19 protein-coding genes are annotated in these 25,125 nt (G+C 68.9%); 7 read left to right on the top strand and 12 right to left on the bottom strand.

Annotated elements, in window-relative coordinates; all coding sequences use genetic code 11:
• Nucleotides 1-3: 3 nt before the first annotated feature.
• Nucleotides 4-1,395: an oligosaccharide flippase family protein gene (locus tag FG154_RS12420; protein ID WP_145108272.1), complete on the bottom strand. Its 1,392-nt coding sequence runs from the start codon at nt 1,393-1,395 to the stop codon at nt 4-6.
• 377 nt (nt 1,396-1,772) lie between these two features.
• On the opposite strand from FG154_RS12420, the gene FG154_RS12415 reads away from it, so the two are divergent.
• Together FG154_RS12415 and FG154_RS12410 are read left to right on the top strand one after the other, a co-directional pair.
• Nucleotides 1,773-2,696 (top strand): glycosyltransferase family 2 protein, encoded by a 924-nt coding sequence (locus FG154_RS12415; RefSeq protein WP_145108269.1) that lies wholly within the window; start codon nt 1,773-1,775, stop codon nt 2,694-2,696.
• Nucleotides 2,686-3,915, top strand: coding sequence for an acyltransferase family protein (locus FG154_RS12410; protein WP_186312347.1), 1,230 nt, complete (start codon nt 2,686-2,688; stop codon nt 3,913-3,915). Before FG154_RS12415 ends, FG154_RS12410 begins: the two co-directional genes overlap by 11 nt.
• Before the next feature lie 31 nt (nt 3,916-3,946).
• Here the strand turns inward: FG154_RS12410 and FG154_RS12405 are convergent, their stop codons facing one another.
• Nucleotides 3,947-6,901, bottom strand: a complete 2,955-nt coding sequence (locus tag FG154_RS12405) for a right-handed parallel beta-helix repeat-containing protein (RefSeq protein ID WP_186312346.1) — start codon at nt 6,899-6,901, stop codon at nt 3,947-3,949.
• A gap of 238 nt (nt 6,902-7,139) precedes the next feature.
• Here FG154_RS12405 and FG154_RS12400 point away from each other — a divergent pair, with 238 nt between their 5' ends.
• From FG154_RS12400 to FG154_RS12385, 4 genes are all read left to right on the top strand, one after another.
• Nucleotides 7,140-7,334 (top strand): transposase, encoded by a 195-nt coding sequence (locus tag FG154_RS12400; RefSeq protein WP_246100247.1) that lies wholly within the window; start codon nt 7,140-7,142, stop codon nt 7,332-7,334.
• 442 nt (nt 7,335-7,776) lie between these two features.
• Nucleotides 7,777-8,184, top strand: a complete 408-nt coding sequence (locus tag FG154_RS12395; RefSeq protein ID WP_145108260.1) for a BLUF domain-containing protein — start codon at nt 7,777-7,779, stop codon at nt 8,182-8,184.
• 142 nt (nt 8,185-8,326) lie between these two features.
• Nucleotides 8,327-8,737, top strand: coding sequence for a CopG family transcriptional regulator (locus tag FG154_RS12390; protein WP_145108258.1), 411 nt, complete (start codon nt 8,327-8,329; stop codon nt 8,735-8,737).
• A gap of 29 nt (nt 8,738-8,766) precedes the next feature.
• Nucleotides 8,767-9,924: an extracellular catalytic domain type 1 short-chain-length polyhydroxyalkanoate depolymerase gene (locus FG154_RS12385; RefSeq protein WP_145108255.1), complete on the top strand. Its 1,158-nt coding sequence runs from the start codon at nt 8,767-8,769 to the stop codon at nt 9,922-9,924.
• A 45-nt stretch (nt 9,925-9,969) separates the two neighbouring features.
• Here FG154_RS12385 and FG154_RS12380 read toward each other — a convergent pair whose 3' ends face one another.
• The 10 genes from FG154_RS12380 to FG154_RS12335 all read right to left on the bottom strand — a co-directional run bounded on the left by FG154_RS12380 (nt 9,970) and on the right by FG154_RS12335 (nt 20,598).
• Nucleotides 9,970-10,869 (bottom strand): sugar kinase, encoded by a 900-nt coding sequence (locus FG154_RS12380; RefSeq protein WP_145108252.1) that lies wholly within the window; start codon nt 10,867-10,869, stop codon nt 9,970-9,972.
• A 26-nt stretch (nt 10,870-10,895) separates the two neighbouring features.
• Entirely contained in the window at nt 10,896-11,765 is an 870-nt protein-coding gene (locus FG154_RS12375; protein ID WP_145108249.1) for an aldolase, read from the bottom strand.
• Between the two features lie 29 nt (nt 11,766-11,794).
• Nucleotides 11,795-12,850, bottom strand: a complete 1,056-nt coding sequence (locus FG154_RS12370) for a tartrate dehydrogenase (RefSeq protein ID WP_145108246.1) — start codon at nt 12,848-12,850, stop codon at nt 11,795-11,797.
• On the bottom strand, nt 12,847-14,292 hold the full coding sequence (locus FG154_RS12365; protein WP_145108243.1) for an NAD-dependent succinate-semialdehyde dehydrogenase: 1,446 nt from the start codon (nt 14,290-14,292) through the stop codon (nt 12,847-12,849). Before FG154_RS12365 ends, FG154_RS12370 begins: the two co-directional genes overlap by 4 nt.
• 83 nt (nt 14,293-14,375) lie before the next feature.
• The gene (locus FG154_RS12360; RefSeq protein ID WP_145108240.1) at nt 14,376-15,389 is read right to left on the bottom strand and encodes a zinc-dependent alcohol dehydrogenase family protein; all 1,014 of its coding nucleotides are present in this window, start codon (nt 15,387-15,389) and stop codon (nt 14,376-14,378) included.
• A gap of 27 nt (nt 15,390-15,416) precedes the next feature.
• The gene (locus tag FG154_RS12355; RefSeq protein ID WP_145108237.1) at nt 15,417-16,475 is read right to left on the bottom strand and encodes an ABC transporter ATP-binding protein; all 1,059 of its coding nucleotides are present in this window, start codon (nt 16,473-16,475) and stop codon (nt 15,417-15,419) included.
• A 31-nt stretch (nt 16,476-16,506) separates the two neighbouring features.
• The gene (locus FG154_RS12350) at nt 16,507-17,319 is read right to left on the bottom strand and encodes a carbohydrate ABC transporter permease (protein ID WP_145108234.1); all 813 of its coding nucleotides are present in this window, start codon (nt 17,317-17,319) and stop codon (nt 16,507-16,509) included.
• Nucleotides 17,319-18,188: a carbohydrate ABC transporter permease gene (locus FG154_RS12345; RefSeq protein WP_246100245.1), complete on the bottom strand. Its 870-nt coding sequence runs from the start codon at nt 18,186-18,188 to the stop codon at nt 17,319-17,321. Before FG154_RS12345 ends, FG154_RS12350 begins: the two co-directional genes overlap by 1 nt.
• Nucleotides 18,189-18,334: 146 nt before the next feature.
• Nucleotides 18,335-19,624: an ABC transporter substrate-binding protein gene (locus FG154_RS12340; RefSeq protein WP_145108231.1), complete on the bottom strand. Its 1,290-nt coding sequence runs from the start codon at nt 19,622-19,624 to the stop codon at nt 18,335-18,337.
• 113 nt (nt 19,625-19,737) lie between these two features.
• Entirely contained in the window at nt 19,738-20,598 is an 861-nt protein-coding gene (locus tag FG154_RS12335; protein ID WP_145108228.1) for a DeoR/GlpR family DNA-binding transcription regulator, read from the bottom strand.
• Between the two features lie 448 nt (nt 20,599-21,046).
• Between FG154_RS12335 and FG154_RS12330 the strand changes: the two genes are divergently transcribed.
• Nucleotides 21,047-25,003 carry a VWA domain-containing protein gene (locus tag FG154_RS12330; RefSeq protein ID WP_145108190.1) on the top strand — a complete coding sequence of 1,319 codons (3,957 nt, stop codon included), beginning with the start codon at nt 21,047-21,049 and terminating at the stop codon, nt 25,001-25,003.
• The last annotated feature ends 122 nt before the right edge of the window (nt 25,004-25,125 follow it).

Here is a 25,125-nt window from a genome sequence, read left to right as displayed (position 1 = left end):
CGTTCAGCCGCGCGAGGTACGGAAATGGCGATAGAGCAGCCCCGAACTGATCGAGAGCGCGGCGAACAGCAGCAGGACCGCCCCGTCGGCGGCGCGCGACAGCGCCGCCTGCGGGGCCACCGCGGACAGGGTTGCCGCAGCCATCATCGCCAGGGTCAGCGCGATCGGCAGCCGGCTTGGCCGCAAGGACAGCTCAAGGCGCCGCAGCACCAGCACGATCGACAGCGCAAGGCCCAGAAGCTCGGCCACGATGCCCATCAGCAGCAGGCTGACGACACCGTATCCCTGCACCACCAGGACCCAGGCCAGCGGCAGGAAGAGCACGCGCACCCCGTTGGCCAGCATGGCATCGATCGAATGGCCAAGCGCCAGCGAGATCAGGTTCGGCCCGTTCTTGAGCAGCCGGATGCCCTGCTGCACGGCAAAGAGCCCCAGCAGGGGAAGCAGGGCCGTGTAACGGTCTCCGAGGGCTGCCGTGATCACCCAGGGGCCGAAGATCTGCACCACCGGCACCAGGACCGCGCCGCTCAGCAGGGTGGCCTGCACCACCGCCTGGCACAGGGCGGCATGGCTGGCCGACCGGGGATCCGTCTCCTGGCTCAGCTGCGGCAGGAAGAGGTTCTGCAGCGACTTGGCCATGATCAGCGTCGGGGTCAGCGTGACGGTGACGCCCATGGAAAAGAGGGCAAGCTCCAGCATGCCCAGTTCCCGCCCGACGATCACCCGGTCCCCCTGGTAGACCGCAAAGAGCAGCGCGCCATTGACCAGCAGCGGCCAGCCGAAGGACAGGGCGTGCCGTGTGATCGCCCGGTCCAGGACGAGCCGGTACGGCTGCTCGGCGACCAGATGCGAGGTGATGGTGGCGCTGGCCGCCTGAAGCAGAAGGGCCCCCAGCATGACCCGGTAATCTCCCAGCCAGGCGGCCAGCGGCCAGATCGCCAGCAACGAAAGGACGGCCGGCACGGCGCCGGTCAGGATCATCGGCATGAAGCGCATGGAGCGGTTCATGCGATGGATGTCGAAATGCTGGAGCGCGTTCAGCACCGGAACCAGCGCCAGCACCTGATAGGCCCAGGCCACCTCGGGGATATTCATGAAATCGGCGAGGACACCGGCAAGGACCGCAAGCAGAAGGCCCGAGAGGAGGCCACGCAGGAGCTGAAACCCCTGCAGGGCGGCCTGGAAACGCGGATCCTCGCCATTGCGGGCCTGAACGATCAACTGATGCAGACCCAGTTGCGAGGCCATTTCCACCACCGCCATGGCGATCGCGAAGGTGGCGGCAATGCCATAATCCTCGACCGGGATGAGCCGCGCCACCACGATGTTGCGCGCAAACAGCAGCAGGGAGGCAAAGCTGTTTCCCGTCAGGATGAGAATGGCGTGACGCAACATCTCAGGTCTCTTCCGTGCGGATTCTGCAGGAGTCCGGCCGGGATGGCCGCGAAACGGGCCGAAAGACCCTCAGGGCCGGTCGTTCCGGCCGCCGGTCGGGCTGCAAAGGCCACCCCGCGCCGGCCAGCGCCGTGGCCTGTGCCGTGCAGACTCCGTCCTCAGCGCAATGAACCGGCATCCATCCATCCCGGGAAAGGCCCGCGAAAAATCCCGGCCCTGCAGCGCGAAATCCGCCGGTGTCTTCGGGCACAAATGCCCCGGATGCAAGGGATCTCGGGGATTGGCCGGGTTTTTGCCGCACCGCGCGAGAGAGCGCGTGACATGTGCCGGATCCTGCGGCATCCCGAAGGCAACCAACGTTCAACAAGATTATCCGCATGCCGGACGCTGTAATTGTCATCCCGCATTTTAACGACGGCACGCGGCTGCAGCGGTGTCTGGACGCGCTGGCCCCGCAATTGTCGGACGGCCGCGCCGAGGCGGTGGTCGTCGACAACGGCTCGACCGAGGATCTGTCTGTGCTGCAGGCGCGCCATCCGCAGGTCCGTTGGCTGACCGAGCCGCGCAAGGGCGCGGCCGCGGCCCGCAATGCCGGCGTGGCCGGAACCACGGCGCCGCGGCTGTTCTTCCTCGATGCCGATTGCGTCCCGGCCGCGGACTGGGTGGCCTCGGCGCTTGCCGTCGGGGCCGAGGGGAGCATCGTCGGCGGGGCGGTCAGCCTCTTTGACGAGACCCCTCCGCCGCGCAACGGGGCGCAGGCCTTCGAGACGGTCTTCGCCTTCCAGAACCGTCGCTACATCGAGGAGAAGGGCTTTTCCGTCACGGCAAACCTGGTGACGACGCGCGCCGTGTTCGAGGCCACGGGGCCGTTCCGAACGGGGGTGTCCGAGGATGTGGACTGGTGCCGCCGCGCCGTCGCGCACGGGTTCCGGCTGGTGTATTCGGACCGGCTGCGGGTCTCGCATCCTTCGCGGTCCGACTGGGCGCAGTTGCGAAGGAAATGGCTGCGCACGACGCAGGAGGGCCTCGGCGTGAACGGCGCCAGCCCGGCCGCCCGGCTCCGCTGGGGGCTGCGTGCGCTGCAGATGCCGGTCAGCATCCTGGTCCATGCTCCGGCCGTGCTGCGCCATCCCGGGCTCGCTTCGTCCCGCGAGCGTCGCGCCGCACTGGCGACGCTGGCGCGGTTGCGCCTGCAGCGCATGGTCTGGATGCTGGGGCAGGTCTTCGCGGGCGGTGACCGCCGATCCGGCGCACAGGATGAGAACAAGTGGGGCCACCGGCCCCGAGGACATGACCGATGACCACATCTCTTGGGACAGGCTGATCGACAGCCCGCTGACCTGGATCCTTCTTGTCGGCCTGAGCACCCTGATGTCAGGGGTGCTGGTGTCGTGGGTGCCCGCGATCCGGCGCACCCTGGGCGACGTCGACGGCCATCGCATCGTCCCGCTGGACGGGCTGCGTGGGTTCCTCGGGGTCTCGGTCCTGGCCCATCACGCGGTGGCAACATGGAACGACCTGCAGACCGGGGAATGGGCCCTGCCGACCTCGCGTTTCATGGTTCACACCGGGCAAAGCAGCGTGGCGCTGTTCTTCATGATCACCGCCTTCCTCTTCTGGGGGCGCGTGATCGACCGCGGGGGAGGCATGGACTGGGGCCGGTTCTATGCCGCGCGGGTCTTCCGGCTCTATCCGGTCTATCTGCTGGCGCTGGCGGTGGTCCTCCTGGCCTCGCTGGCCTGGGCCGCCATCGAAGGGCGCCATGGTCCGGTCGCACGACCCCTTCTCAAGTGGCTGGCGATGCTGGGCAGCCCGGACCTGCTCGGGGTCGAGAGCGCGAGGGTGGTTGCCGGTGTCACCTGGACGCTGCGCTATGAATGGATGTTCTGCATGGCCCTGCCGGTGCTGGCGCTGCTGGCGGGAGGCCGCGCCCTTGCCGCCGCCGGCGCATCGGCGCTGCTGCTGGCGGTCCTGTTCCTGGCGGTTCCGGGCGTGATCGATCCGGGGATCGCGCTGTCCTTTCTCGGGGGGATGGCCGCGGTCCATCTGGTGCGGGTCCCGATCCTCGGCCGCTTCGCAAGGAGTGCTCCGGGGGCGCTTTGCGGCGTGACGGCGCTGCTCTGTGTCGTCACCCTCTCGGACAGCGGCTTCGGGCTGTTGCCGACCCTGGGTCTGGGCATCTTCTTCGTCATCCTGGCCGCCGGGAACACCCTGTTCGGGCTTCTGGCGCGGCCCTCCCTGCTCTGGCTTGGGGAGATCACCTACTCCATCTATCTCTTCCACGGGGTGTTCCTGTGGCTGATGAGCCTGCCGCTGCAGGGGCGGCCCGATGGCGCGCTGTTCACGGCGCTGCTGATCCCGGTCAGCCTGCTGGTCATCGTCGCAGCAAGCCTCGTCTTCCTCCTTCTCGAGCGGCCGGGGATCCAGGCTGGCCGACGCTTCAAGGGGCTGCGGATCGGCGGCGGCCGCCGCCTTGCGGCCTCCGTGCGGGGCTACCTGTCGAGGCGATGGCAAGGCTGATCACGGCCGGGAGGGGCCGGCATGACCGCCCTCAGACGAAGTCATAGACGACGACACCGACGGTGCCGTTGTCGTAATGCGTGGTCAGGCTCGCCGGGGTGCCGTTCGCATAGTCGATCACCTTCCGACTCCAGTCGTAGGCGTCCGCGACATCGGTATCCACGCGGAGCTGCAGCACGCCATGGTCGTAGCGCATCTCCTGCCTGTTGCCGTTGTCCATGATCGTGACCAGGGCGGCGATCGCGCCCCCGTCGTCGAAACTGTAGGTCTTCACAGCCCAGGCGAAACGGTCGGCCCCGTCGGTCTCGATGGCGTGGGAGCGGGTGTTGCCGACGAACTCCGTCACGATGTGGCGGCCGTCATCCTGAACGATCTCGGTGCGGACCCGCCGGCCCGAACTGTCGTGATCGGTGGTCTGCGACGTCCAGTCGAAACGGTCGCCCGGATCGGTCACGAACACCTGCGACCGCAGGCCGTTCTCGTAGCCCGAGACGACGAGGCGGCCATCGGCATAGGCAATCTCCGTACCGTTGATCCGGCCGGACGCATCGTAGCCGGTGGTCCTTTCCGTCCAGGAGGCGGTGCCGTTCGGGTCGATCTCATGGACCTGCACCCGCAGGCCATCGACGAAGCGGGTCTCGGATACCCGCCCGTCATCCTGCACCGTGGTGTCGCTGCGCACCTTGCCCGCCGCATCGTAGAGGATGGTGCGGGAGGCCCAGCTCTCGCTGTCTTCCACATCGGTCCTGACGGTGCTGGTCTCCACCCCTTCCGCGAAGGTGCGGACCACCTTCACACCGGCATCGTCGATGCTCTCCGAACGGGTCACCCGGCCGGCGGCATCATAGCTGAAGGACTGCCACCGCCAGTCAAAGGCATCCGCCGCATCGAGCTGCTCCAGGCCGGTGCGCAGGCCGTTCTCGTAGCTCGTGACGACGAGGCGGCCATCGGCATGGAGCTGCTCGACACGGGAAATGCCGGTCGCTGCGCCATCCGCTTCGGTGACAAGGAAGACATCCTTCACCCGCGCCTCGAGGCCGGAGCCCCAGGCGTCGCCGATGGTCAGGCCCCAGTAGGCCTTTGGCGGGGTGATCCCGTGCGCGGCCGTTTCGCTGTCGATCCTGCCGTCCAGGACGAGCGACAGCCGGTTGGCGGCGCCATCATAGAGGACGGTGATCTGGTGTTCCGCCCCATCGGCAAAGGGGGGCCGGCTGCTGCGCAGGGTGAAGACGCCTTCGATGGTTGTCAGCGTGACCTCCAGGAAACCGTCCGTGGCCACAACGGCCTTGAAGGTCTGCGGCAGATGCAGCAGCGTTCCGGCCGCCCCCGTCTCGGCATCGACGGTAATTCCCAGCTTGAAGCCGTTCAGGTTGAACAGGGATTCGGTGTAGCGGCTGACCTCGACGCGGTCGCGCCCTCCGATCTCGACCCAGCCATCGACGATCCCGGCGCCGTCATGCAGCGTGAAGCTGGTGTTGCTGCCGCTGTCATCGATCACGATGTCGCCGCGCACGATGAGGTTGAAGGCCCTCTCGTTGGCGATGTCGATGGTCCGGGCAATGGTGTCGCTCGAACCGTCCGGCATCGTCACGGTCAACTGGTAGCCGTGCCTTCCCGCGGTCAGGAAGTCGTGCTGGACCGTTGTTCCGGTGGCCGTGGTGCCATCGTCGAAAAGCCAGGTGAAGGTCGCGCCCCTGTCAGCGACATAGCCGTTCGGCCCACGGGAAAGGTCGGCATCCAGCAGGACGAGGGAATGGTTGCTGCGGGAGATCGTGACATCGGCCACGGCGGTCAGGGTGCTGGCGGTATCGGTTGACCAGGTCAGCCAGCTTCCGGCCACACCGTTCAGCGGGCTGTCCGGGCGCAGCATGAGATCACGCAGATCGCCGCTGCCGCCGGCTTCGATGTTCACGAAATGCGAACGGTAGTCATCCGCATGCCAGGGGGACTGGGTGGTCAGGATGACGTTGTCCGTCCCGCCGCTCACGCTCTGGGTGATGTTGTTCTCGATCACGGCGTTGGTGCCGCCGATCCGTATCGTGTTGACCTGGTTCGTCCCGACCCGCGATCCATCGGCCAGGATGACATGGGCATCGGCGTTGTGGATGATCGTGTTGTTGCGCACGATCGTGCCGTCCGTGTCGTCCAGCGAGATGGCGTGCGCCGAGGCGCCGAAGATCACGTTGCCCTCGACCAGGATGTTGCTGAAGGTCAGGCCGTTCGTTTCGAACACCTCGTTATGTCCGAAGATCATCTGGTACCGGGCGCCGTTTCCGCAATCGAGGATGTTCTCGCGGATGGTGATGTTCTGGTTGTTGACCTTGATCCCCGTGCCCCAGATCTGGATCATGTCATCATGATTGTACTCGTGGGTGGAGCCGATCATGTCGTGCAGGTGGTTGCCCGCGATGAGCAGGCCATCGACGCCGGCGACGCGGATGCCGTCGCACTGCAGCGCACTGATGTCGTTGCCCACGATCTGCACGTCGTGACTGTCCTTGATGGTCACCCCGTGCGACAGCTTGCCAAGGGTGTTGCCCTCGAGGACGATCCCCGCGCTCGAGCGGATGATCACGCCCTGCGCGGCCTCGGTATGGCCCGCGTCGGTACCCGGTGGCCCGTCGGCGTCCGATGTCATGGTGCAGTTGCGGATCGTGACATTCCGGCAGTTGTTCAGTTGCACGATCACGTCGCTGTGGGTCGTGTCGTCGCCGTCCATGTGGAAATGGACATTCTCGATGGTCAGGTTCTCCGCATTGGTGAGGGCGAGGCGCTCGATGACCGCGGGATTGTCCGGGTTGGCGGAGCGGATGGTGACAGCCGCATCGGTGCGGGTGTTGGCCCAGTCGGAAGCCTTGGCCCCGAAGGAGAAGCTGCCGCCCTCGGCCAACAGGATCGTGCCGCCCTTGCCCGACACGAGGGCGTTGTAGGCTGCGTCCAGTTCGGCTTGAGTTGTCACAAGGATAACGGTAGCCGGATCAAACATTCGCATCTCTCCCAGCGAAGAACTCGCCTCAAGCGATTGATCGCTGACCAGTTCACCCTCGTGACGGGATTGTGTCTGAAAGCGGTTGATCCGCTAAACGGCGATATGCTCCGAGCTGTTCAGTCCCGGCATCCGGTGGATCGGGTGAAGGATAAAACGATCCGGGTCTGAGGTCCAAGCTGTACCGACCCACTGAAAATCTGCTCATGCTACGAGTAAGGTAGCGATGAGTTTGACGATGGACGACCCGATCAAGCGGTGGACGGCGAAGCGCAAGACGGCGCTCGTGGTGGAGATCATCCAGGGGAAGACGACGGTGGCCGAGGCCAGCCGGTCCTATGATCTCTCGCCTTCCGAGATCGAGGGCTGGGTCGAGGATGCCAAGCGGGGGATGGATATCGAAGGGGACCGTGGCCGCGGTGCGGCCGCGTAAGCCCCGAAGATGGCGCTCCGCGCCAACCCGCTCGACATCCGCGAGCAATACGAGAAGCAGCTGAAGGAGCTCCAGCAAGCCTATGGCGAGGCGTGTAGGGCGCGCGTCGCCGGGGCCGAGGCCTCTGCTGCACCAGGTTTCTGCTCGTTCGTGTCGTCCATGCTCTACCCCCGTTCCTTGGGAAAATAGCGCTCGGCGATGTCTCAAGAAACCGTGCCCCGGCCCATTCGCATTAGCGGCTTAACCTGTGCAGATTCCGCTGGGTCGGTACCCGTCCTCGCTGCTGCGGACGATTTCGACGCCCTTGCCCGCATGCGGGCGGGGTGCGGCGAGCCTCGGGATGGGGTCCGCCTGTCCGTTCGATCCAAGGGGCCACGAACGTGTCGGGGATGCTGCGGAAAACGGGCTTGTCGAACCATCGACATTCGCGGACTGTGACCGCATGTGCAGTGAGCTGGTGTCCCTGAGCTACAGAAGCCGTGTCTGCCTCTCCGATCCGGTGGGCGACATGGTCCGCATCATGCAATCGAGCCGCATGAGGAATCCCCGGCTCGGGATCACCGGCATCCTGCTCTACAACGGCCTTCACTTCGTCCAGACCCTCGAAGGTCCGCAGGATGCGTGCCGGGATCTGTTCCTGCGGATTTCGCAGGACCCGCGGCACTCGGAGATCTCCGCCTTCGGCCTGGGCAGGATCGAACAGCGCCGGTTCCCGGACTGGTCCATGCGCCTGCTGTCGCGCGAGGAACTGCGCGCCCTCATGCCGGAGCTGAAGCTGCTCGATGTAAAGGATGCCGAGGACATGGAGCGGGTTCACGACCAGATCGTGGCCCGGATGTCGGCCATCTGACAGGTTGCAGCACCGGGCGCCGCCGTCGCGCAGGGGCAGGCTGCCCGTAGCCACCAGATGCCTGGCCGCCTGTTGCTGGCGCCCACCCTCTTAAAGGATGGCTTATGGCATCCATATACCATCCATGTGGATGGAGAAGACCATGTCGAACGCGCCGACCCAGAGGGTTCCAGAAAGCGAGAAGATCACGATCAACCTCGGGCCGGTCGATCTCGGCCGGATCGACCTGCTGGTGCAGGAAGGATTCTATTCCAACCGCAGCGACTTCATCCGCACCGCGATCCGCAGCCAGCTGGCCACCGAGGGCGAGGTCCTGTCGCGCTCGATCGCGCGCCACACGCTGGAGCTGGGGCTGCGCGACATCACCCGCGCGGATCTCGAGGCCGCAAGGGCCGCGGGCGAGATGCTGCACATCCGCGTCCTCGGCCTGGCCCGCATCGCGCCGGACGTTCCGGCCGACCTCGCCGCGGCCGTGATCGGCTCGCTCACCATCCTCGGCGCGCTGCAGGCGCCCGCCGAGGTCAAGGCGGCCCTGAAGGACCGCATTCGCTAGGGCCAGCCAGCCCCGGAAAGGACGACATCATGAAGATCGACTTCGCGACCACCATGAGCCGCGCGCTCGAACAGATCCGCGCCGGCCATCCGGGGGATGCGACGCGCACCATCCAGGCGGCGCTTTCGGCCCGCGCGGAGCCGCGGCCGGAGCCCCCCGCGAACCGACCTCCGCTCGCCCGGCCCCCGGTCGAGGAGGCCGAGGTGATCGCCGAGAGGGCTCCGCGCTCCGCCCCGGCCGGGCAACCCGCGCGCCGCGGGCTGCGCGAGGTGGTCGATGCGCTGGCGCGGATCCGGCCGGGCGCGCCGCAGCCGGCGCGCGGCCCGCGGCCGCGGCCGCCGATCCCCGAGGGCGCGCGGCTCGAGACCCGCAGCTTCGCCAGCCGCCACGGCGCGCGCGACTATCTGCTCTATGTTCCAGCCTCGGCGCAGCAGGGCGCGCGCGGGCTGGTGCTGATGCTGCATGGCTGCACCCAGGATCCCGATGACTTCGCCGCGGGCTCCCGGATGAACACCGAGGCCGAGCGGCACGGGCTGGTCGTGGCCTACCCGCACCAGACGCGCCAGCACAATGCGCAGGGCTGCTGGAACTGGTTCCGCCCCGGCGACCAGCGCGGGGACAGCGGAGAGGCCGCCCTGCTGGCCGCCCTCGCGCAGGAGGTGGCGCGCGATTTCGCGGTCAGCGAGGGGCGGATCTTCGTCGCCGGCCTCTCGGCCGGGGGCGCGATGGCGGCCACCCTCGCCGCCACCCATCCGCAGCTCTTTGCGGCGGCGGGCATCCATTCCGGCCTGCCGCACGGGGCGGCGCATGACGTGATCTCGGCCTTCGCCGCCATGCGGGGCGAGCGGGCGCGGGCGACGGTCGCGGCGCGCCAGCCGGTGCGCACGATCATCTTTCACGGTCTGGCGGACACGACCGTGCATCCCTCGAACGCCGAGGCCCTGCTTGCGGCCACCGGCGCCACGGCCCGCGGCGCGCGCCGGCAGGAGCGGGGCAGCACCCCGGCCGGGCGGAGCTGGAGGCGCGAGACGGTGACGGGCGAGGATGGCCGCAGCCTCGCCGAACTGTGGCGCATCGAGGGCGCCGGCCATGCCTGGGCCGGGGGCTGCGCCTCGGGAAGCTACACCGACCCGGCCGGGCCCGATGCCTCGGCCGAGATGGTGCGCTTCTTCCTGGAAGGGAGCTGACCGGCCGGGGGCGCCGGATCCGGCGCCCCCGTGGCAGGGCGCGCCTCAGCCCCGGGCGAGAAGCGCCTCGACGGCGGCGCGGTCGGGATAGCTTGCCCGCCCGCCGGAGCCCTGGCACTTGAGCGCGGCCGTGGCGGCGGCGAAGCGGAGCGCCTCGCGCGGCGGCTGCCCTTCGGCCAGGGCCAAGGCAAAGGCGCCGTGGAACACGTCCCCCGCCCCCACCGTCTCGACCGCCGTGACGGGAAAGGCGGGCAGCGCCGCCACGCCCCCTCCGGCCTCGAGCCAGCGCAGGCCCGCGTCCCCCAGCGTCACCGCCACGAAGGGCGCATCGGCCGCGGCACGGCGGAGCCCCTCGTCGGGGTCCGTGGTGCCGTAGATCTCGGCCAGCCCCGGCTCGGAGAAGATCGCATGCGAGGCGGCGCGCACCGCCTCGCGGCTGCGGGGATCGGCGCCCGCATCGGCATCGAGCACCGCCGGAAGGCCCGCCGCCCGCGCGGCCGAGAGCGCCGCCACCGCCCCGTCGATCCAGCGGTTGTCGGCCAGCACCGCATCGAGCCCGCCCACCGCCGCCAGCGGCAGCCAGGAGGCGTCCGGGTCGAGCCCGTCCGAGCGGTAGAGCACGATGGCCCGCCTTCCTCCCGCATCCGAAAGGACGAGCGAATGCGAGGACACCGCCCCCTCCACCACGCGCGCCTCGGACGTGGCGACGCCTTCGGCCGCCAGCCCCGCCAGCACGCCCGCGCCGATGGCATCGTCGCCCACGCGGCCCCACCAGCGGGCCTCGCCCCCCAGCCGCGCGATCGCCACCGCGGCATTGCCCGCCATCCCGCCGCCGAACTCGCGGTAGGAGGAAGCGCGGGTCTTGCCGTCGGTGCCGGGCAGAACCTCGACCCCATAGACCCGATCCAGCACCGCCCCGCCGACGCAGGCCACCCGAACGTTCATCGCGCTCTCCTTCCGCGGCAGGGCCGTCAGCCGACCGCCCGGTCCACCGTCTCGCACAGCCGCTTCAGCCGGTCCACCGCGGTGGTGCGCAGCGCCTCGGACATGTCGGGGGCGCCGATCGTCTCCTTCCAGACCGCGCGTCCGGCGAGGAAGCCCTGCGCGCCCTCGCGGCAGGCCCATTCGACGGCCGTGGGAAAGCGGTCCGGCGCCACGCCCGACGAGAGCACCACCCAGGGCGAGGCGATGGCCTCGGTCAGTTCCGCGCAGCGGCGGCGCACCTCGGCCTCCTCGCCCGCGGCATGGAGCGGCACCTCGGCCTTGTAGATGTCCTGGCCCCGGTTGCCGAGTTCGCGGGCGGCGGCGAGGATGCCGTCGTGCAGATCGTGCGGCCGACCGTCGAGCGGCTTGCGCGAGACGGGCTCGATCAGCGAGATGAGCCCGGCGCGGCGGCAGCGGGCGACGAATTCATCCACCAGCGCGATCCGTTTCTCGGGGTTGCCGTCGGGGCGCCAGACCACGAGCAGCTTCAGCGCCTGCGCGCCCTGCGCCTTCACCGCCTCGGGCACCACCAGATCGTCGAGACCCGCATCGGCCACGATCTCGTCGGCGCTGGCGTGGAACTCGTCGGCGGCGGCGATCAGGCCGCAGCCCGGCGCCACCGCGCCCGCCTCGAGCGCGGGCTGCCAGCCGAAGGGCCGGTCGATCAGCACGGCCGAGGCGTGGGGCGTCAGATGGCGCAGCGCCTCGAGCTTGAAATCCACGAGCTGGCGGTCGCTGACCGGCTCGGACTGGGTGTCGGCGAACATGGCGCGCATCGACTCGCGCTGGTCGATGGCGAGCATGGCGAAGGCGCCCGAGGGACGCTGGAGGGCCGAGAGATCCGGGGTGGAGGCCATGGGAGAGATCCTTTCGAGGGGAAGGGGGGTCAGGACAGTCGGTCGGCCACGGCGCGCGCGACCTCGGTCGTGCGGGCCTGGCCGCCCTGGTCGGGCGTGCGGAGGCGGCCCTCTGCGGTGACGGCCGAGAGCGCGGCGAGAAGCGCCCGGGAGGCCGCCTCCTCGCCCAGATGGTCGAGCATGAGGGCCGCGGACCAGAGCGTGGCCACCGGGTTCGCAATGCCCTGGCCCGCGATGTCGGGGGCCGAGCCGTGGACCGGCTCGAACATCGAGGGCTGGCTGCGGTCGGGGTTGATGTTGGCCGAGGGCGCGAAGCCGAGGCCGCCCTGAATGGCCGCGCCGAGGTCGGTCAGGATGTCGCCGAAGAGGTTCGAGGCCACCACCACGTCGAGCGTCTCGGGCGCCATCACCATCCGCGCCGCGATGGCGTCGATGTGGTAGCGCGAGACGGTCACGTCGGGATAATCGACGGCCACCTCCTCGGTCACCTCGTCCCAGAAGACCATGGAATATTTCTGCGCGTTCGACTTGGTGACCGAGGCGAGCCGCCCCGAGCGCCGCCGCGCCTGCTCGAAGCCGAAGCGCAGGATGCGCTCGACGCCGCGGCGGGTGAAGATCGAGGTCTCGACCGCCACCTCGGCCGGGGTGCCGACATGGATCCGCCCGCCCGCGCCGGAATATTCGCCCTCGGTGTTCTCGCGGATGCAGAGGATGTCGAAGGCCTCGGACTTGAGCGGCCCGGTGGCGCCGGGCAGAAGCCGGTGGGGGCGCATGTTGGCGAACTGGTCGAAGGACTTGCGGATCGGCAGCAGAAGCCCGTGGAGCGAGACCGCATCGGGCACGCGGGCGGGCCAGCCCACGGCGCCCAGAAGGATCGCCGCATGGGGGCGGAGCTGGTCGATCCCGTCCTCGGGCATCATGCGGCCGGTGGCGAGGTGGCGGTCGCAGGACCAGTCGAAGCGCGTCATGTCGAGCGCGAAGCCATGGAGGCTCGCGGCCTTCTCCAGCACCTCGAGGCTCGCGTCGATCACCTCGGGGCCGATCCCGTCGCCGGGGATGAGGGCAATGGCGTGGCGGCGGGTCATCGGCCGAGCCCTCCCATCGCGGTGTATTTCAGCGTCAGGTAATCCTGCATCCCGTGGTGCGAGCCTTCCGAGCCGAAGCCCGACTCCTTCATCCCGCCGAAGGGGGCGACCTCGGTCGTGACCAGCCCCTCGTTCACGCCGACGATGCCGTAATCGAGCGCCTCGGAGACGCGGAAGGCGCGGCCGAGATCGCGGGTGTAGAAGTAGCAGGCGAGGCCGTAGTCGGTGGCATTGGCGCGCCGGATCGCCTCGTCCTCGGTCTCGAAGCGGAAGACCGGGGCCACGGGGCCGAAGATCTCCTCGCGGGCGAAGGTCATGGCGTCGGTCGCATCGGCGATCACCGTGGGCTCGTAGAAGCCCGCGCCGGCCGCGTGGCGCCGCCCGCCGGTGACGATGCGCCCGCCGCGGGCGGTGGCGTCGGCCACCATCTCCTCGGTCCTGGCCACCGCGGCCGCGTCGATCAGCGGCCCGATCTCGGAGCCTTCGCGCGCACCCGGGCCCACCTTCAGCGCGGCGGTGGCTGCGGCCAGCCGCTCGACGAAGGCGTCGTGGATGCCCGCCTGCGCATAGAAGCGGTTGGTGCAGACGCAGGTCTGGCCCGCGTTGCGGAACTTGGCGGCGATGGCGCCCTCGACGGCGCGGTCGAGATCGGCATCGTCGAAGACGAGGAAGGGCGCGTTGCCGCCGAGCTCCATCGACATCTTCTTCACCGTGCCCGCGGCCTGCGCGAGCAGCACCTTGCCCACCGGGGTGGAGCCGGTGAAGGTGATCTTGCGCACCGTGGGGTTGGCGGTGAGCTCGCCCCCGATGGCGCGGGCCGAGCCCGTGACGATGTTCAGCACACCCGCGGGCAGGCCCGCCATCTCGCCCAGCACCCCCCAGGCGAGGCCCGAGAAGGGCGTCTGGCTCGCGGGCTTGGCCACGACGGTGCAGCCTGCGGCGAGCGCGGGGCCGATCTTGCGGGCGAGCATCGAGGAGGGGAAGTTCCAGGGCGTGATCGCCGCCACCACACCCACCGGCTGGCGGGTGACGAGAAGCCGCCGGTCGGGCCAGGGCGAGGGGATCACCTCGCCATAGACGCGGCGGGCCTCCTCGGCGAACCACTGGATGTAGGCGGCGCTCATGCCGACCTCGCCGCAGGCCTCGGCCAGGGGCTTGCCCTGCTCCTCGGTCAGAAGCTCGGCCAGCGCCTCGCGGTGATCGAGAATCGCCTGGGCGAGCCTTCGCAGATGGCTCGCGCGCTCGGCCGCGGTGAGGGCGCGCCAGGGGCCGAAGGCGGCTTCCGCGGCGGCCACCGCGCGCGCCGTCTCGGCCGCGCCCGCATCGGGGACGGTGCCGATGACGGCGCCGGTGGCCGGGTTCGTCACCTCGATCCGGCCGCCCGCGTCGGCCTGGATCCACTCGCCGCCGACGAGGATCTTCTCGCGTCTGAAATCGGTCATGGTCTTTCCTTCAGGGGCATGGCTCCGCCGGCCGCGGAAGGGGCTTCCGCGGGGGCGCAGGCGCAGGGCCGGGGTAGGGTGGGTCAGCCGTTCGGCTTGATGCAGATCTTGAGGCCCTCGCCGCGGTGGGCGGCGTCGAAGGCCTCGGCGATGTTCTCCAGCGGGAAGCGGTGGGTCACGATGTCCTTCAGCCGGAGCCGGGGCAGGATCTCCATCACGCGGTGGTGGGTGTAGGGATTGCGGATCGAGCCCACGACCGTGATCTCGCGCGCGAAGATCCGGTTCGGCTCGATCGCGGCCATGGTGCCCGGGGCGGCCACGCCGAAGAAGAGGACGCGCCCGCCGTGGCAGACGAGTTCCACCGCCTGCGCGGCCGTCTCGGCCCGGCCCGCGGCCTCGATCACCACGTCGGCGCCGAGCCCGTCGGTCAGGCCGTTGATGCGGGCGGCCAGATCCTCGTTCAGCGGGTCGATCACGTCCGGGTAGCCGAAGGCGCGGATCTGCTCGCGCCGGGCGGCGTTCGGCTCGGAGATCACGATGCGCGCGGCCCCGCGCAGTTCGGCCAGCCGGGCAAGGATCAGCCCCGCCGCACCGCCGCCGAGGATCACGACGAGATCGCCAAGCTCCACGCCCACGCGGTCGATCCCGTGCATGCAGCAGCCGGTGATCTCGCCGAGCGCCGCCTCCTCGGGGCCGATCCCTTCGGGGACCTGATAGACCGTGTCCATCCGCACGGTGGCATATTGCTCGAACCCGCCGTTGAGATTGATCCCCCAGGCCAGCCGGTCGAGGCAGAGATGCGGCTTGCCGAGCCGGCAGGGCTTGCAGCAGCCGCAATAGACATGCGGCTCGACCGAGACGAGATCGCCCGGCCTGCAGTTCCGCACCCGCTCGCCCACGCGCTCGACGTAGCCTGCGAATTCATGGCCCAGCACCACCGGGGGCTTCGCCCAGAACTTGCCCTCGAGGATATGCTGGTCGGTGCCGCAGATCGTGGCGGAGTCGATGCGGATCAGCACCTCGTCGGGGCCGGGCTCCTGGATCGGAAGGTCGGTCAGCCGGAGCGTCGGGCCGCCGTCGAAAATCGCTGCCTTCATGGGTCTACCTCTGTCGTCCGGCGCGGATCAGATCCGCAGTCCCTGCGCGTCGAAGGCCATCGTCGCGCCGGGGGTGAAGGAAAGCCGCAGGCGGTCGCCCTCGGCGGGGATGATCTCGCCGGGCAGGCGCACCATGAGCTGCGCCTCGCCGAGCCGCACCGCCACCAGGGTGTCGGCGCCCAAGGGCTCGACCACATCGACGAGCGTCTCGACGCCCGGGCCGTGCGGGTCGGCCAGCTGCACATGCTCGGGGCGGATGCCGATCTCGCCCTGGACCGCGCCCGTGCCGGGGGTGACGCGGCGCACGGCCACCCGGTCGCCGGTCACGAGCGTGGCCACGTCGCCCTCGATCCGGGCGGGGGCGAAGTTCATCCCCGGCGAGCCGATGAAGCCCGCGACGAACCGGGTGCGCGGCTCGCGGTACAGCTCCTGCGGCGTGCCGATCTGCTCGACGGCGCCCCCCTTCAGCACCACGATCCGGTCGGCCATGGTCATGGCCTCGACCTGGTCGTGGGTCACATAGATCATCGTGGCGCCGAGGCGGGCATGGAGCCGCTTGATCTCGGTGCGGACCTCGACCCGGAGCTTGGCATCGAGGTTCGAGAGCGGCTCGTCGAAGAGGAACACGTCCGGCTCGCGCACGATGGCGCGCCCCATGGCCACGCGCTGGCGCTGCCCGCCCGAGAGGGCGCGGGGCTTGCGCTCGAGCAGGTGGCCGATCTGCAGGATCTCGGCCGCGGCCGCCACCCGCCGCTCGATTTCCGCCTTCGGCGTCTTCCGCATCTTGAGGCCGAAGGACATGTTGTCCCGGATCGTCATGTGCGGATAGAGCGCGTAATCCTGAAAGACCATGGCGATGTTGCGGTCGCGCGCGGGCACGCCGTTCACGACGCGCTCGCCGATGGCCACCTCGCCGCCCTGGAAGGATTCAAGCCCGGCGATCATGCGCAGGAGGGTGGACTTGCCGCAGCCCGAGGGGCCGACAAAGACCATGAACTCGCCGTCGCGGATGTCGAAGGACAGATCCTCGATCACGGTCAGGTCGGAGTAGCTCTTTTTCACGTTGCGGACGTGGACGGTGCTCATGTCAGGAAACCTTGCGTGGGGGGCGGGCCGGTCAGCCCTTGACGGCGCCGAAGGAGAGGCCCGAGACGAGCCAGCGCTGCACGGTGAAGGTCAGGACCAGCGGCGGGAGCGCGATGACGGTGGCGGCGGCCATGAGCGCGCCCCAGTTGGTCGTGCCCTCGCCGATGAAGTTGAAGGAGGCGACGATCGCGGTCTTGGTGTCGAAACCCGAGAGCGCGAGGGCGAAGAGGAAGTAGTTCCAGGAGAAGACGAAGCTCATGATCGTCGCCACCACGATGCCGGGATAGATCATCGGCAGCACGAGGCGGACGAGGATCGTGCCGCTGCGGCAGCCGTCGATCTGGCCGCTTTCGACGATCTCGCGCGGGGTGGCGTCGAGATAGGGCAGCAGGATCCAGAGCGCGAGCGGCATGGTGATGACCGCATGGGCGAGGATGAGCGCGGTGTAGCCGCCCGCCATGCCGAGCTTCGAGAACATGATGAACCAGGGCAGAAGGAACAGCGTGCCGGGCGCCATCCGGGCAAAGAGGCTGACCGTCGCCGGCCAGACCATCCGGTGCCAGGAGATCGCGAAGGCCGCCGGGATCGCGATCACCAGCCCGAGGAGCGTCGAGGCGCCGGCCACCACGAAGGAGTTGAAGGTGTTGTGCAGGAAGTCCGTCCGCCCGAACAGCTCGGCATAGTTGCCGGCCGTGGGGGTGAAGAGGAGCTTCGGCGGATAGGCCGTCACCTCCATCGGGCTCTTCAGGCTCGAGAGCGCCATCCAGAGGATCGGCGACATGAAGAGCAGCGCGCCGATGGTGAAGACGGGGGTGGACCAGCGGGAACGGGGCGTGTCGGACATTACCAGGACACCTTCTTGCGCAGGCTGGCGAAGAAGAGCACCGAGCCGAGGACGATGAGGGCGAGCACGATCATCACCGACGAGGCATAGCCCACATCCATGAAGTCGAAGCCCAGCTTGTAGGCCTGGATGTTGAGGGTCGTGGTCGCGTTGCCGGGCCCCCCTTGCGTGGTGATGTAGATGATGTCGAAGAAGCGCAGCAGATCGACCGAACGCAGCACGGCGGCGGTCAGGAGCGTCGGGCCGAGAAGCGGCAGGGTGACGTGCCAGAAGAGGCTCCAGCCCTTGGCCCCGTCGATCTCGGCCGCCTCGTAGACCCGGGCGGGCAGGGCCTGCAGGCCCCCCAGCACGATCAGCGCCACGAAGGGCGTCCATTGCCAGGTGTCGATCAGCGCCACGACCAGAAGCGACCAGCGCGGCGAGGCGAGCCAGAGGAAATGCGGCAGGCCCAGGCTCTCGAGGATCCAGTTGGCCGCGCCGAGGCCCGGATCGAGCACGACGATGGCGATCATGCCCACGACGACGGGCGGCAGCATGAAGGGCGACAGGATCGCCGTCCGCACCAGCCCGCGCACCACATTGTAGCGGTTGAGCGCCAGCGCGAGCGCGGTGCCCAGCACCAGCTGCAGCACGAGCGCCACCACGAAGAGCACGAGCGTCACGCGCAGCGCGCTCCAGAAGGCGGGGTCGGCCACGAGGCGGCTGTAGTGGCCGAAGCCCAGGCCCGCGGGCAGCGTGCCGTTGCCGCCGAGGCTCAGATAGATGGCAAAGCCCAAGGGGAAGATGACCATGGCCAGCGTCATGACGACGGCGGGCAGGATCATCCAGCGGGCCGACATGGCCGATTGACCGGGGGACCGGGGGGGCATGGGGCTCTCCTGGCTGAAACGGGAGGGGACGGCGGCGGCCGGTGCGGGAGGCGCCGCGGGCCCCGAAGGCCCGTGGCGGGGAAACTGTGCCGGACCTGACGGCCCGGGGCAAGCCGCGGACCCGAAGGCCCGCGGTGGCCAGCGCATCAGTCCTGCAGGGCCTGGACCTGCTCGGTCACGGCGCAGGCGGCGGTCTCGGCGTCGGCCTGGCCCAGCACGATCTGCTGCACCACGTTCGACAGGATCTCGCGCGCCTCGGGCGTCCGGGTCAGCGAGGGCGTCTGGTAGAGCGAGGAGCCGGTCTGCGAGATCTCGAGCAGCGCCTCGAGCCATTCGCCGCGCGGGCGGCTCTCGCTGGCCCAGGCGCGGAAGCCCTCGCCGTTGAAGACCGACACGCGCGAGGGGGCGATGCCGCGGGTGGCAAGCTCTTCCTGGTTCTCGGCGCCGGTCGCCCACTGGACGAAGTACCAGGCGGCCTCCTTCTTCTCGGACAGGCCCGAGACGGCGAGGCTCCAGTTGATGACGACGGGTTTCGAGATGCCGGACTCGCGCCCGCCGGGCAGCACGTCCACGCCGATGTCCTCGACCCTTCCCTGATGCTTCATCAGCGTCGAGAATTCGTTCGAGGATTCATTGGTCATGGCCACGCGGCCCTGGCCCAGCAGGTCCATCACCTGGGTGAAGGTGTGGTTGGTCGCGCCCGGCGGGCCGTAGTCGCGCAGCATCGAGCCATAGAGGTCGAGGCCCTTGATTGTGCCCGGCAGGCAGAGCGAGGCCTTGCCGTCCTCATCCATGAAGTCGCCGCCCATGTTGTAGACGAAGGCGCCGAGCGGATAGCCCACGGTGCCGCGCAGGCCGCGGGCGGCCCAGGGCGTGATCGAGCTGTCGCAGGCGCGGATCTTCTCGGCCGCGGCGGGCAGGTCCTCGAGATATTCCGGCTTTTCGACGTTGCATGTCTCGAAGATGTCGCGGCGCCAGTAGAAGAGCGGGCCCTCGACGTTGATCGGCACGCTGGTGATGGCCTCGCCCACCACGCCGCTCTGGCGCAGCGCCGCGCTGAAATCGTCGTAATCAAAGGCCGGATCGGTCGCCTCGCCCTTCAGGAGCGGCGTGAGATCGGCATACCAGCCGTTGGCCTGAAACAGCGGCGCCTCGCGCGAGGGCAGGGTCATGAAGACGTCAAGCTCGCTCGATCCGCCCTGGAGAAGCGTGGTCAGGCGTGTGCGGTACTGTTCCTCGCTGAAGGTCTCGGCGCGCACCCGGATGCCGGTGGCTTCGGTGAACTCCTCGAGCCGGTCGCGCATCTGCTGCGTCCAGGCGAGGTTGTTCAGCATGAGGTTGATCGTCTCGCCCTCGTGCTTGCGCCAGTCGAACTCCTGGGCTGCGGCCGGCACGGCAGCGAGCGCCACGGCCGCGCCGATGATGAACTGTCTCATGTTCCCTCCCTGAAGGCCCGCTTGCGACCGGGCCGTTGGCCGACCCGCTCCACGGGCCGCTGGACCGGTCGCGCCTCCTCGCGCTTCTGGGACCGGATGTGGGGATATGATCGTTATTGGAAATTTTTGTCAATATGAGGGCGGATGTTTTCTTCGCTTTTGTAATCTTGTGGTCGTTCTTGTCCGTCAAGCGCCCTCTCGGCGCACGGGAGGCTGGCGTGATGGACCGCCACCCCATGCCGGGCGAGCAGCTCTGCCGCCGCGCCTTCCGGTGCGCGGTCGGTGACGAAATGATCGACCGCCTCGAGATTCGCCGCCCGCACGATCCCCTTGGTCCCGAACTTCGAGCCGTCCGCCACCAGCACCGTCTGGCGCGCGTTGGCGATCATGGCGAGGATCGGCGGCACGAGGCCCTGGTCATATTCCAGCAGCGCCCCGTCGGCCGAGATCCCGCAGGTGCCGATCACGGCGTAATCGAGCGAATAGCGTTCGATCATGCGCACGGCATCCTCGCCGATCATCGACCCGCTGGCGGGCCGCATGGTGCCGCCGAGCACGCAGACATCGAATCCCGTTTTATCGTAAAGAGTTACAGCTGCATGGAGGTTGTTCGTCACGACCGTCAGCCGCTCGCAGGCGCGCAACTCCTGCGCGGCGAGGGCGAGCGTCGAGCCGCCCGCGAGGAAGAGCGAGGCCCCGTCCGGGATGAGGCGGGCCAGAAGCTGGCCGGCCGCAACCTTCTCGCGCACATGGCTTGCGCTGCGCACCTCGTAGGTGGCGGTGCGGGCCAGGTCGGCCAGCCGCGCCCCGCCATGATAGCGCACGACGCGCCCGTCCTCGCTGAGCTGGTTCAGATCGCGCCGGATCGTCTGGAGCGAGGCGTCGCAGGCCGCAGCCATGGCCTCGATGGTGACATGCTCCTGTTGGCGCAGGAGCCCGAGGATAACGGCGTGCCGCTCAAGACTCCGCATCATGGAAGGAGATCCGATCATTTTCTTTCGTTTCTGGAAGAACTATCCTCGATCCGGGCCCATCTTGCAAGGATCACGACAGGCGCCCTGGCAGCCCCCCGCCGCATGCCCTGCCCGCCGGGACGGGGGCCCTGCAGGCACCCGCCGGCGCCGGGGCTGCCAGCCGGGAACCGTGGCCTGCAGCCGGGCCGCAGGGAGCATATGGTTCCCGACCGGGACCGATGCGGCCGGTCTGCGCCTCCGGACGGGCCGGATTCCTGCGGCATTGCAACCGCCGCGTGCCGACCCGGTCACGAGGAGATGACAAAGCGGAACCAGCCCGCCGCGGGCCCGGAGTTTTCTTTGTGGGCTCTCGGGAATTCTGATACAAGCACCCGTTAATTAAGGACTTTAACACCACGCCCCCGAATCGCTTCCGATTTCGGGGAAAGGAATTTCTTTCGGAGGTTTCATGACGCTTTCCTATGTCGATCCCAATTCCACGACCTGGACGGTCTCGAGCTACGGACAGCCCTCCGTGTCGCGGCTGGGCTACCAGGGGTATGACAGCGGCTCGAGCCTGTCGCTGGCGCTTGCCGGTGGATCGGGCAGCCTCTGGCTGTCCTACGGAGCCGCCACCGCGACCGCCACGGGCCACTCCGTCACCGCCACCGCCTCATCCGGCGGCACGAGCGTCACCGTGGTGCGTCAGGCCGATGTCCTGAGCGACGGGGCCGGGCGCTATTACATGCGGATGGTCGAAACGGTGACCAACACCGGAACCGCCCCGGCCGCCCTCCGGCTCACGGTCGCGGACAACATGTACGCCGACAGTTCCACCCAGCTGGTGCGCACCTCGAGCGGCGACACGACCTATGCCACGTCCGACGACTGGTATCTGACCGACCACAGCTACTACGGGGCCTCCTATCCGAAGTTCGGCCATGTGGTGGCCGGGGGCCGCGAGGCCGATCCCGCGCTGGCCAGCCGCCTCGACTCCGACGATTTCTCGACCTCCTACAACCTGTCGCTCGCAGCGGGCGCGTCGGCGAGCGTCGTCCATTTCGTCCTGGTCGAGCCAACCGAGGCCGCGGCGACGGCTCTGGCCAACTCGCTGGCCACGCTGCCGCCCCACGCGCTCACCGGGCTCACGCCCGCCCAGCTCGCCTCGATCGTCAACTATGCGGTGGATGTCACCAGCAGCACCACGGTCGCGGGGCTCCAGCCCTATCAGGTCAATCTCACCCTCACCGGCACGGCCGCGATCAACGGGACCGGGAACGACAGGAACAACCTGCTGACCGGCAACGACGCGGCCAACGTGCTCACCGGCCTCGACGGCAACGACACGCTCGACGGCCGGGGCGGGGCCGACCGGCTCGTGGGCGGCCGGGGCAACGACACCTACATCGTGGACAATGCCGGCGACGTCGTGGTCGAGATCGCGAACCAGGGCATCGACACGGTCCGCAGCAGCATCAGCTACAGCATCGCCGCCTCGCCCTACATCGAGAACATCACGCTGACCGGCTCGGCGGCGATCAACGCGATCGGCAACGCGACCAACAACCTGCTCATCGGCAACGGGGCGGCGAACATCCTGCGGGGCGGCGAGGGCGACGACACGCTGGATGGCGGCGGCGGCACCGACCGGCTGGAAGGGGGTGCGGGCAACGACACCTACATCGTCGATACCACCACCGACACGATCGTGGACACGGGCGGGGTCGATACGGTCCAGTCCTCGGTGAGCTTCTCGCTCGCGGCGCTCGGGGCGATCGAGAACCTGATCCTGACCGGCCGGGGTCATCTGACCGGCACCGGCAACGCCCTGGCCAACCGGATCACCGGCACCGCCGGAAACAACGTGATCGACGGCGGCCTCGGCAACGACACGATGATCGGCGGCGCCGGGAACGACGTCTATATCGTCCGCGATGCCGGCGATGTGGTGGTCGAGGCCGCCTCGGGCGGAACCGACCGGATCGAGGCCCATGTCTCGGTGACGCTGGGGGCCAATGTCGAGAACCTCGTGCTCCGGGGCAGCGCGGGGCTGAACGGCACCGGCAACGGCCTGGGCAACCTGCTGACAGGCAATGCCGGCAACAACCGGCTGGCCGGTCTTGCCGGCAACGACACGCTGGACGGCGGCGCTGGCCGGGACACGCTGGACGGCGGCGCCGGCAACGACACCTACATCGTCGATACCGCCACCGACACGATCCTCGACAGCTCCGGCATCGATACGGTGATCAGCTCGGTCTCGTACTCGCTGGCGGGCCGGAGCGGGATCGAGAACCTGACCCTGTCCGGCACCGGGCACATCAATGCCACCGGCAATGCGCTCGACAACGTGATCGTGGCGAATGCCGGCAACAACCGGCTCGACGGCGGGGCGGGCTCGGACACGGCCAGCTATGCGGGGGCCACCTCCGGCGTGACGGTCTCGCTGGCCGTCACGGGGGCCCAGGCGACGGGCGGCAGCGGGACCGACACGCTGGTCAACATCGAGAACCTGGAGGGTTCGCGGCATGACGACGTGCTGACCGGCACGTCCGGCGCCAACCGGCTGGTGGGCGGGGCGGGCAACGACCGGCTGACCGGCGGCGGCGGCGACGACACGCTGGAAGGGGGGGCCGGCAACGACACGCTGGTGGACACCTCGGGCGAGGACGAGATGAACGGCGGGGCGGGCAACGACATCTATGTCGTGTCCGGCACCAGCGGTTCGGTCCGGATCGAGGATGGCTCGGGCACCGACACGATCGACGCCTCGCGGGCCACCGGCGCCGTCTCGATCGACCTGACCCCCGGCGGCAGCAGCAACATCAACGGGCGCATCGTGACCCTGGCCGCCGGCGGCACGGTCGATGTTCCGCTGGATGTGCTGTTCATGCAGGACTGCTCGGGCTCGTTCAGCGATGACGTGACCACGGTGCGGACGCTGGTGCCGAGCGTCATCTCGTCGCTCAACGCGATCCAGGCCGACAACCGCTTCGGGCTGGCCTCGTTCATCGACAAGGGCGAATATGTCTATCGCACCGACCTGCGGATGAGTTCGAGCCCCGCGGCGCTGAGCGCCGCCCTCAACGCCCTGTCGATCGGCAGCGGCGGCGACGCGCCCGAATCCCAGCTCGAGGCGCTGATGCAGGCGGCCCTGCGCAGCTCCGAGATCGGCTTCCGGTCCGAGTCGCTGCGCGTGGCGGTGGTGCTGACCGACGCGCGCTATCACGAGGCCGGCGACACCTCCTACGTGCCCAACAACGGCGACACGGTCCTGGAGCTCGAGGATTATCCGACGATCGCGATGGTGAAGTCGAAGCTGCTCGCCTCGGGCATCATTCCGGTCTTCGCCGTGACCTCGGGCAACGAAAGCCATTACCAGGATCTCGTGCGCCAGCTCGGGGTCGGCACGGTGGTGACCCTGGCCAGCGACAGCTCGAACCTGGTGGCGGCGCTCAGCAGCGGCATCACCGAGATCGCCGAGGCGCGGATCGAGAATGCGATCGGCTCAGCCTACAACGACACGCTCATCGGCAATGCGCTGAGAAACGTGCTGACCGGCGGGCGGGGCAACGACACCTACCATGTGCAGGGCGTCGAGGACCGGGTTGTCGAGGCCGCGGGCGGCGGAACCGACCTCGTGGTGAGCACCGGATCCTTCGTGCTGGGAGCGCATGTGGAGCATCTCACCCTGTCGGGCAGCGAGGACATCGATGCGACCGGCAACGCCCTGGCCAACCAGCTGGTCGGCAATGCCGGCAACAACCGGCTCGACGGCAAGGCCGGGGCCGACCGCATGATCGGCGGCCGCGGCGACGACACCTATGTGGTCGAGAGCACCGGGGACAAGGTGGTCGAATATGGCGCGGGCGGCAACGACACGGTGGTCTCCTCGATCTCCTACACGCTCGGCAGCCATGTCGAGAACCTGGTGCTGACCGGCACCGCCGGGCTCTCGGGAACCGGCAATGATGCGGCCAACCGGCTGGTCGGCAATGCCGGGGCGAACCGCCTGCAGGGCGGGGCCGGCGATGACGAGCTGCAGGGTGGCGCGGGGGCGGATACGCTGGCCGGCGGCAGCGGCAGCGACACCTTCGTCTTTGCCCTGTCGAGCGAGGGCGGCGACACGATCACCGACTTCGTGTCCGGCGTGGACAGGATCGGCATCGTCAAATCGAGCTTCGGCGGCTATCTGTCGGACAATTTCAACTACAGCACCGACCAGCTGAACCCCGCGAGCTTCATCACCGTGGCCAGCGCATCGGCGGGCTATTCCAAGCCCTACAACGAGACCTTCATCTTCCGCGCCGACACCCGGACGCTCTATTTCGATCAGGACGGTGCGGGCTCGACCTATGGCGAGATCGCGCTCTTCACCCTGTCGGGCAGCGCGACCCTGGTGGCGAGCGACATTTTCGGCCTCTGAGAGCGAAGCGGACCGGGCGGCCCAGGCGGGTCGCCCGGTCCTGTCCGGCCCCGTCCGGTTCGAAGGACCGGGCCCTGCGGCCCGCCTTGCGGCGGGGCTGCCTGCAGGCGGCGGGCGCAACT

The sequence above is a fragment of the Cereibacter sediminicola genome (genome assembly GCF_007668225.1).
Taxonomy (GTDB): domain Bacteria; phylum Pseudomonadota; class Alphaproteobacteria; order Rhodobacterales; family Rhodobacteraceae; genus Cereibacter_A; species Cereibacter_A azotoformans.
Note: the sequence above shows the minus strand (reverse complement) of the source record. Positions and strands in the feature narration are given on the sequence as shown.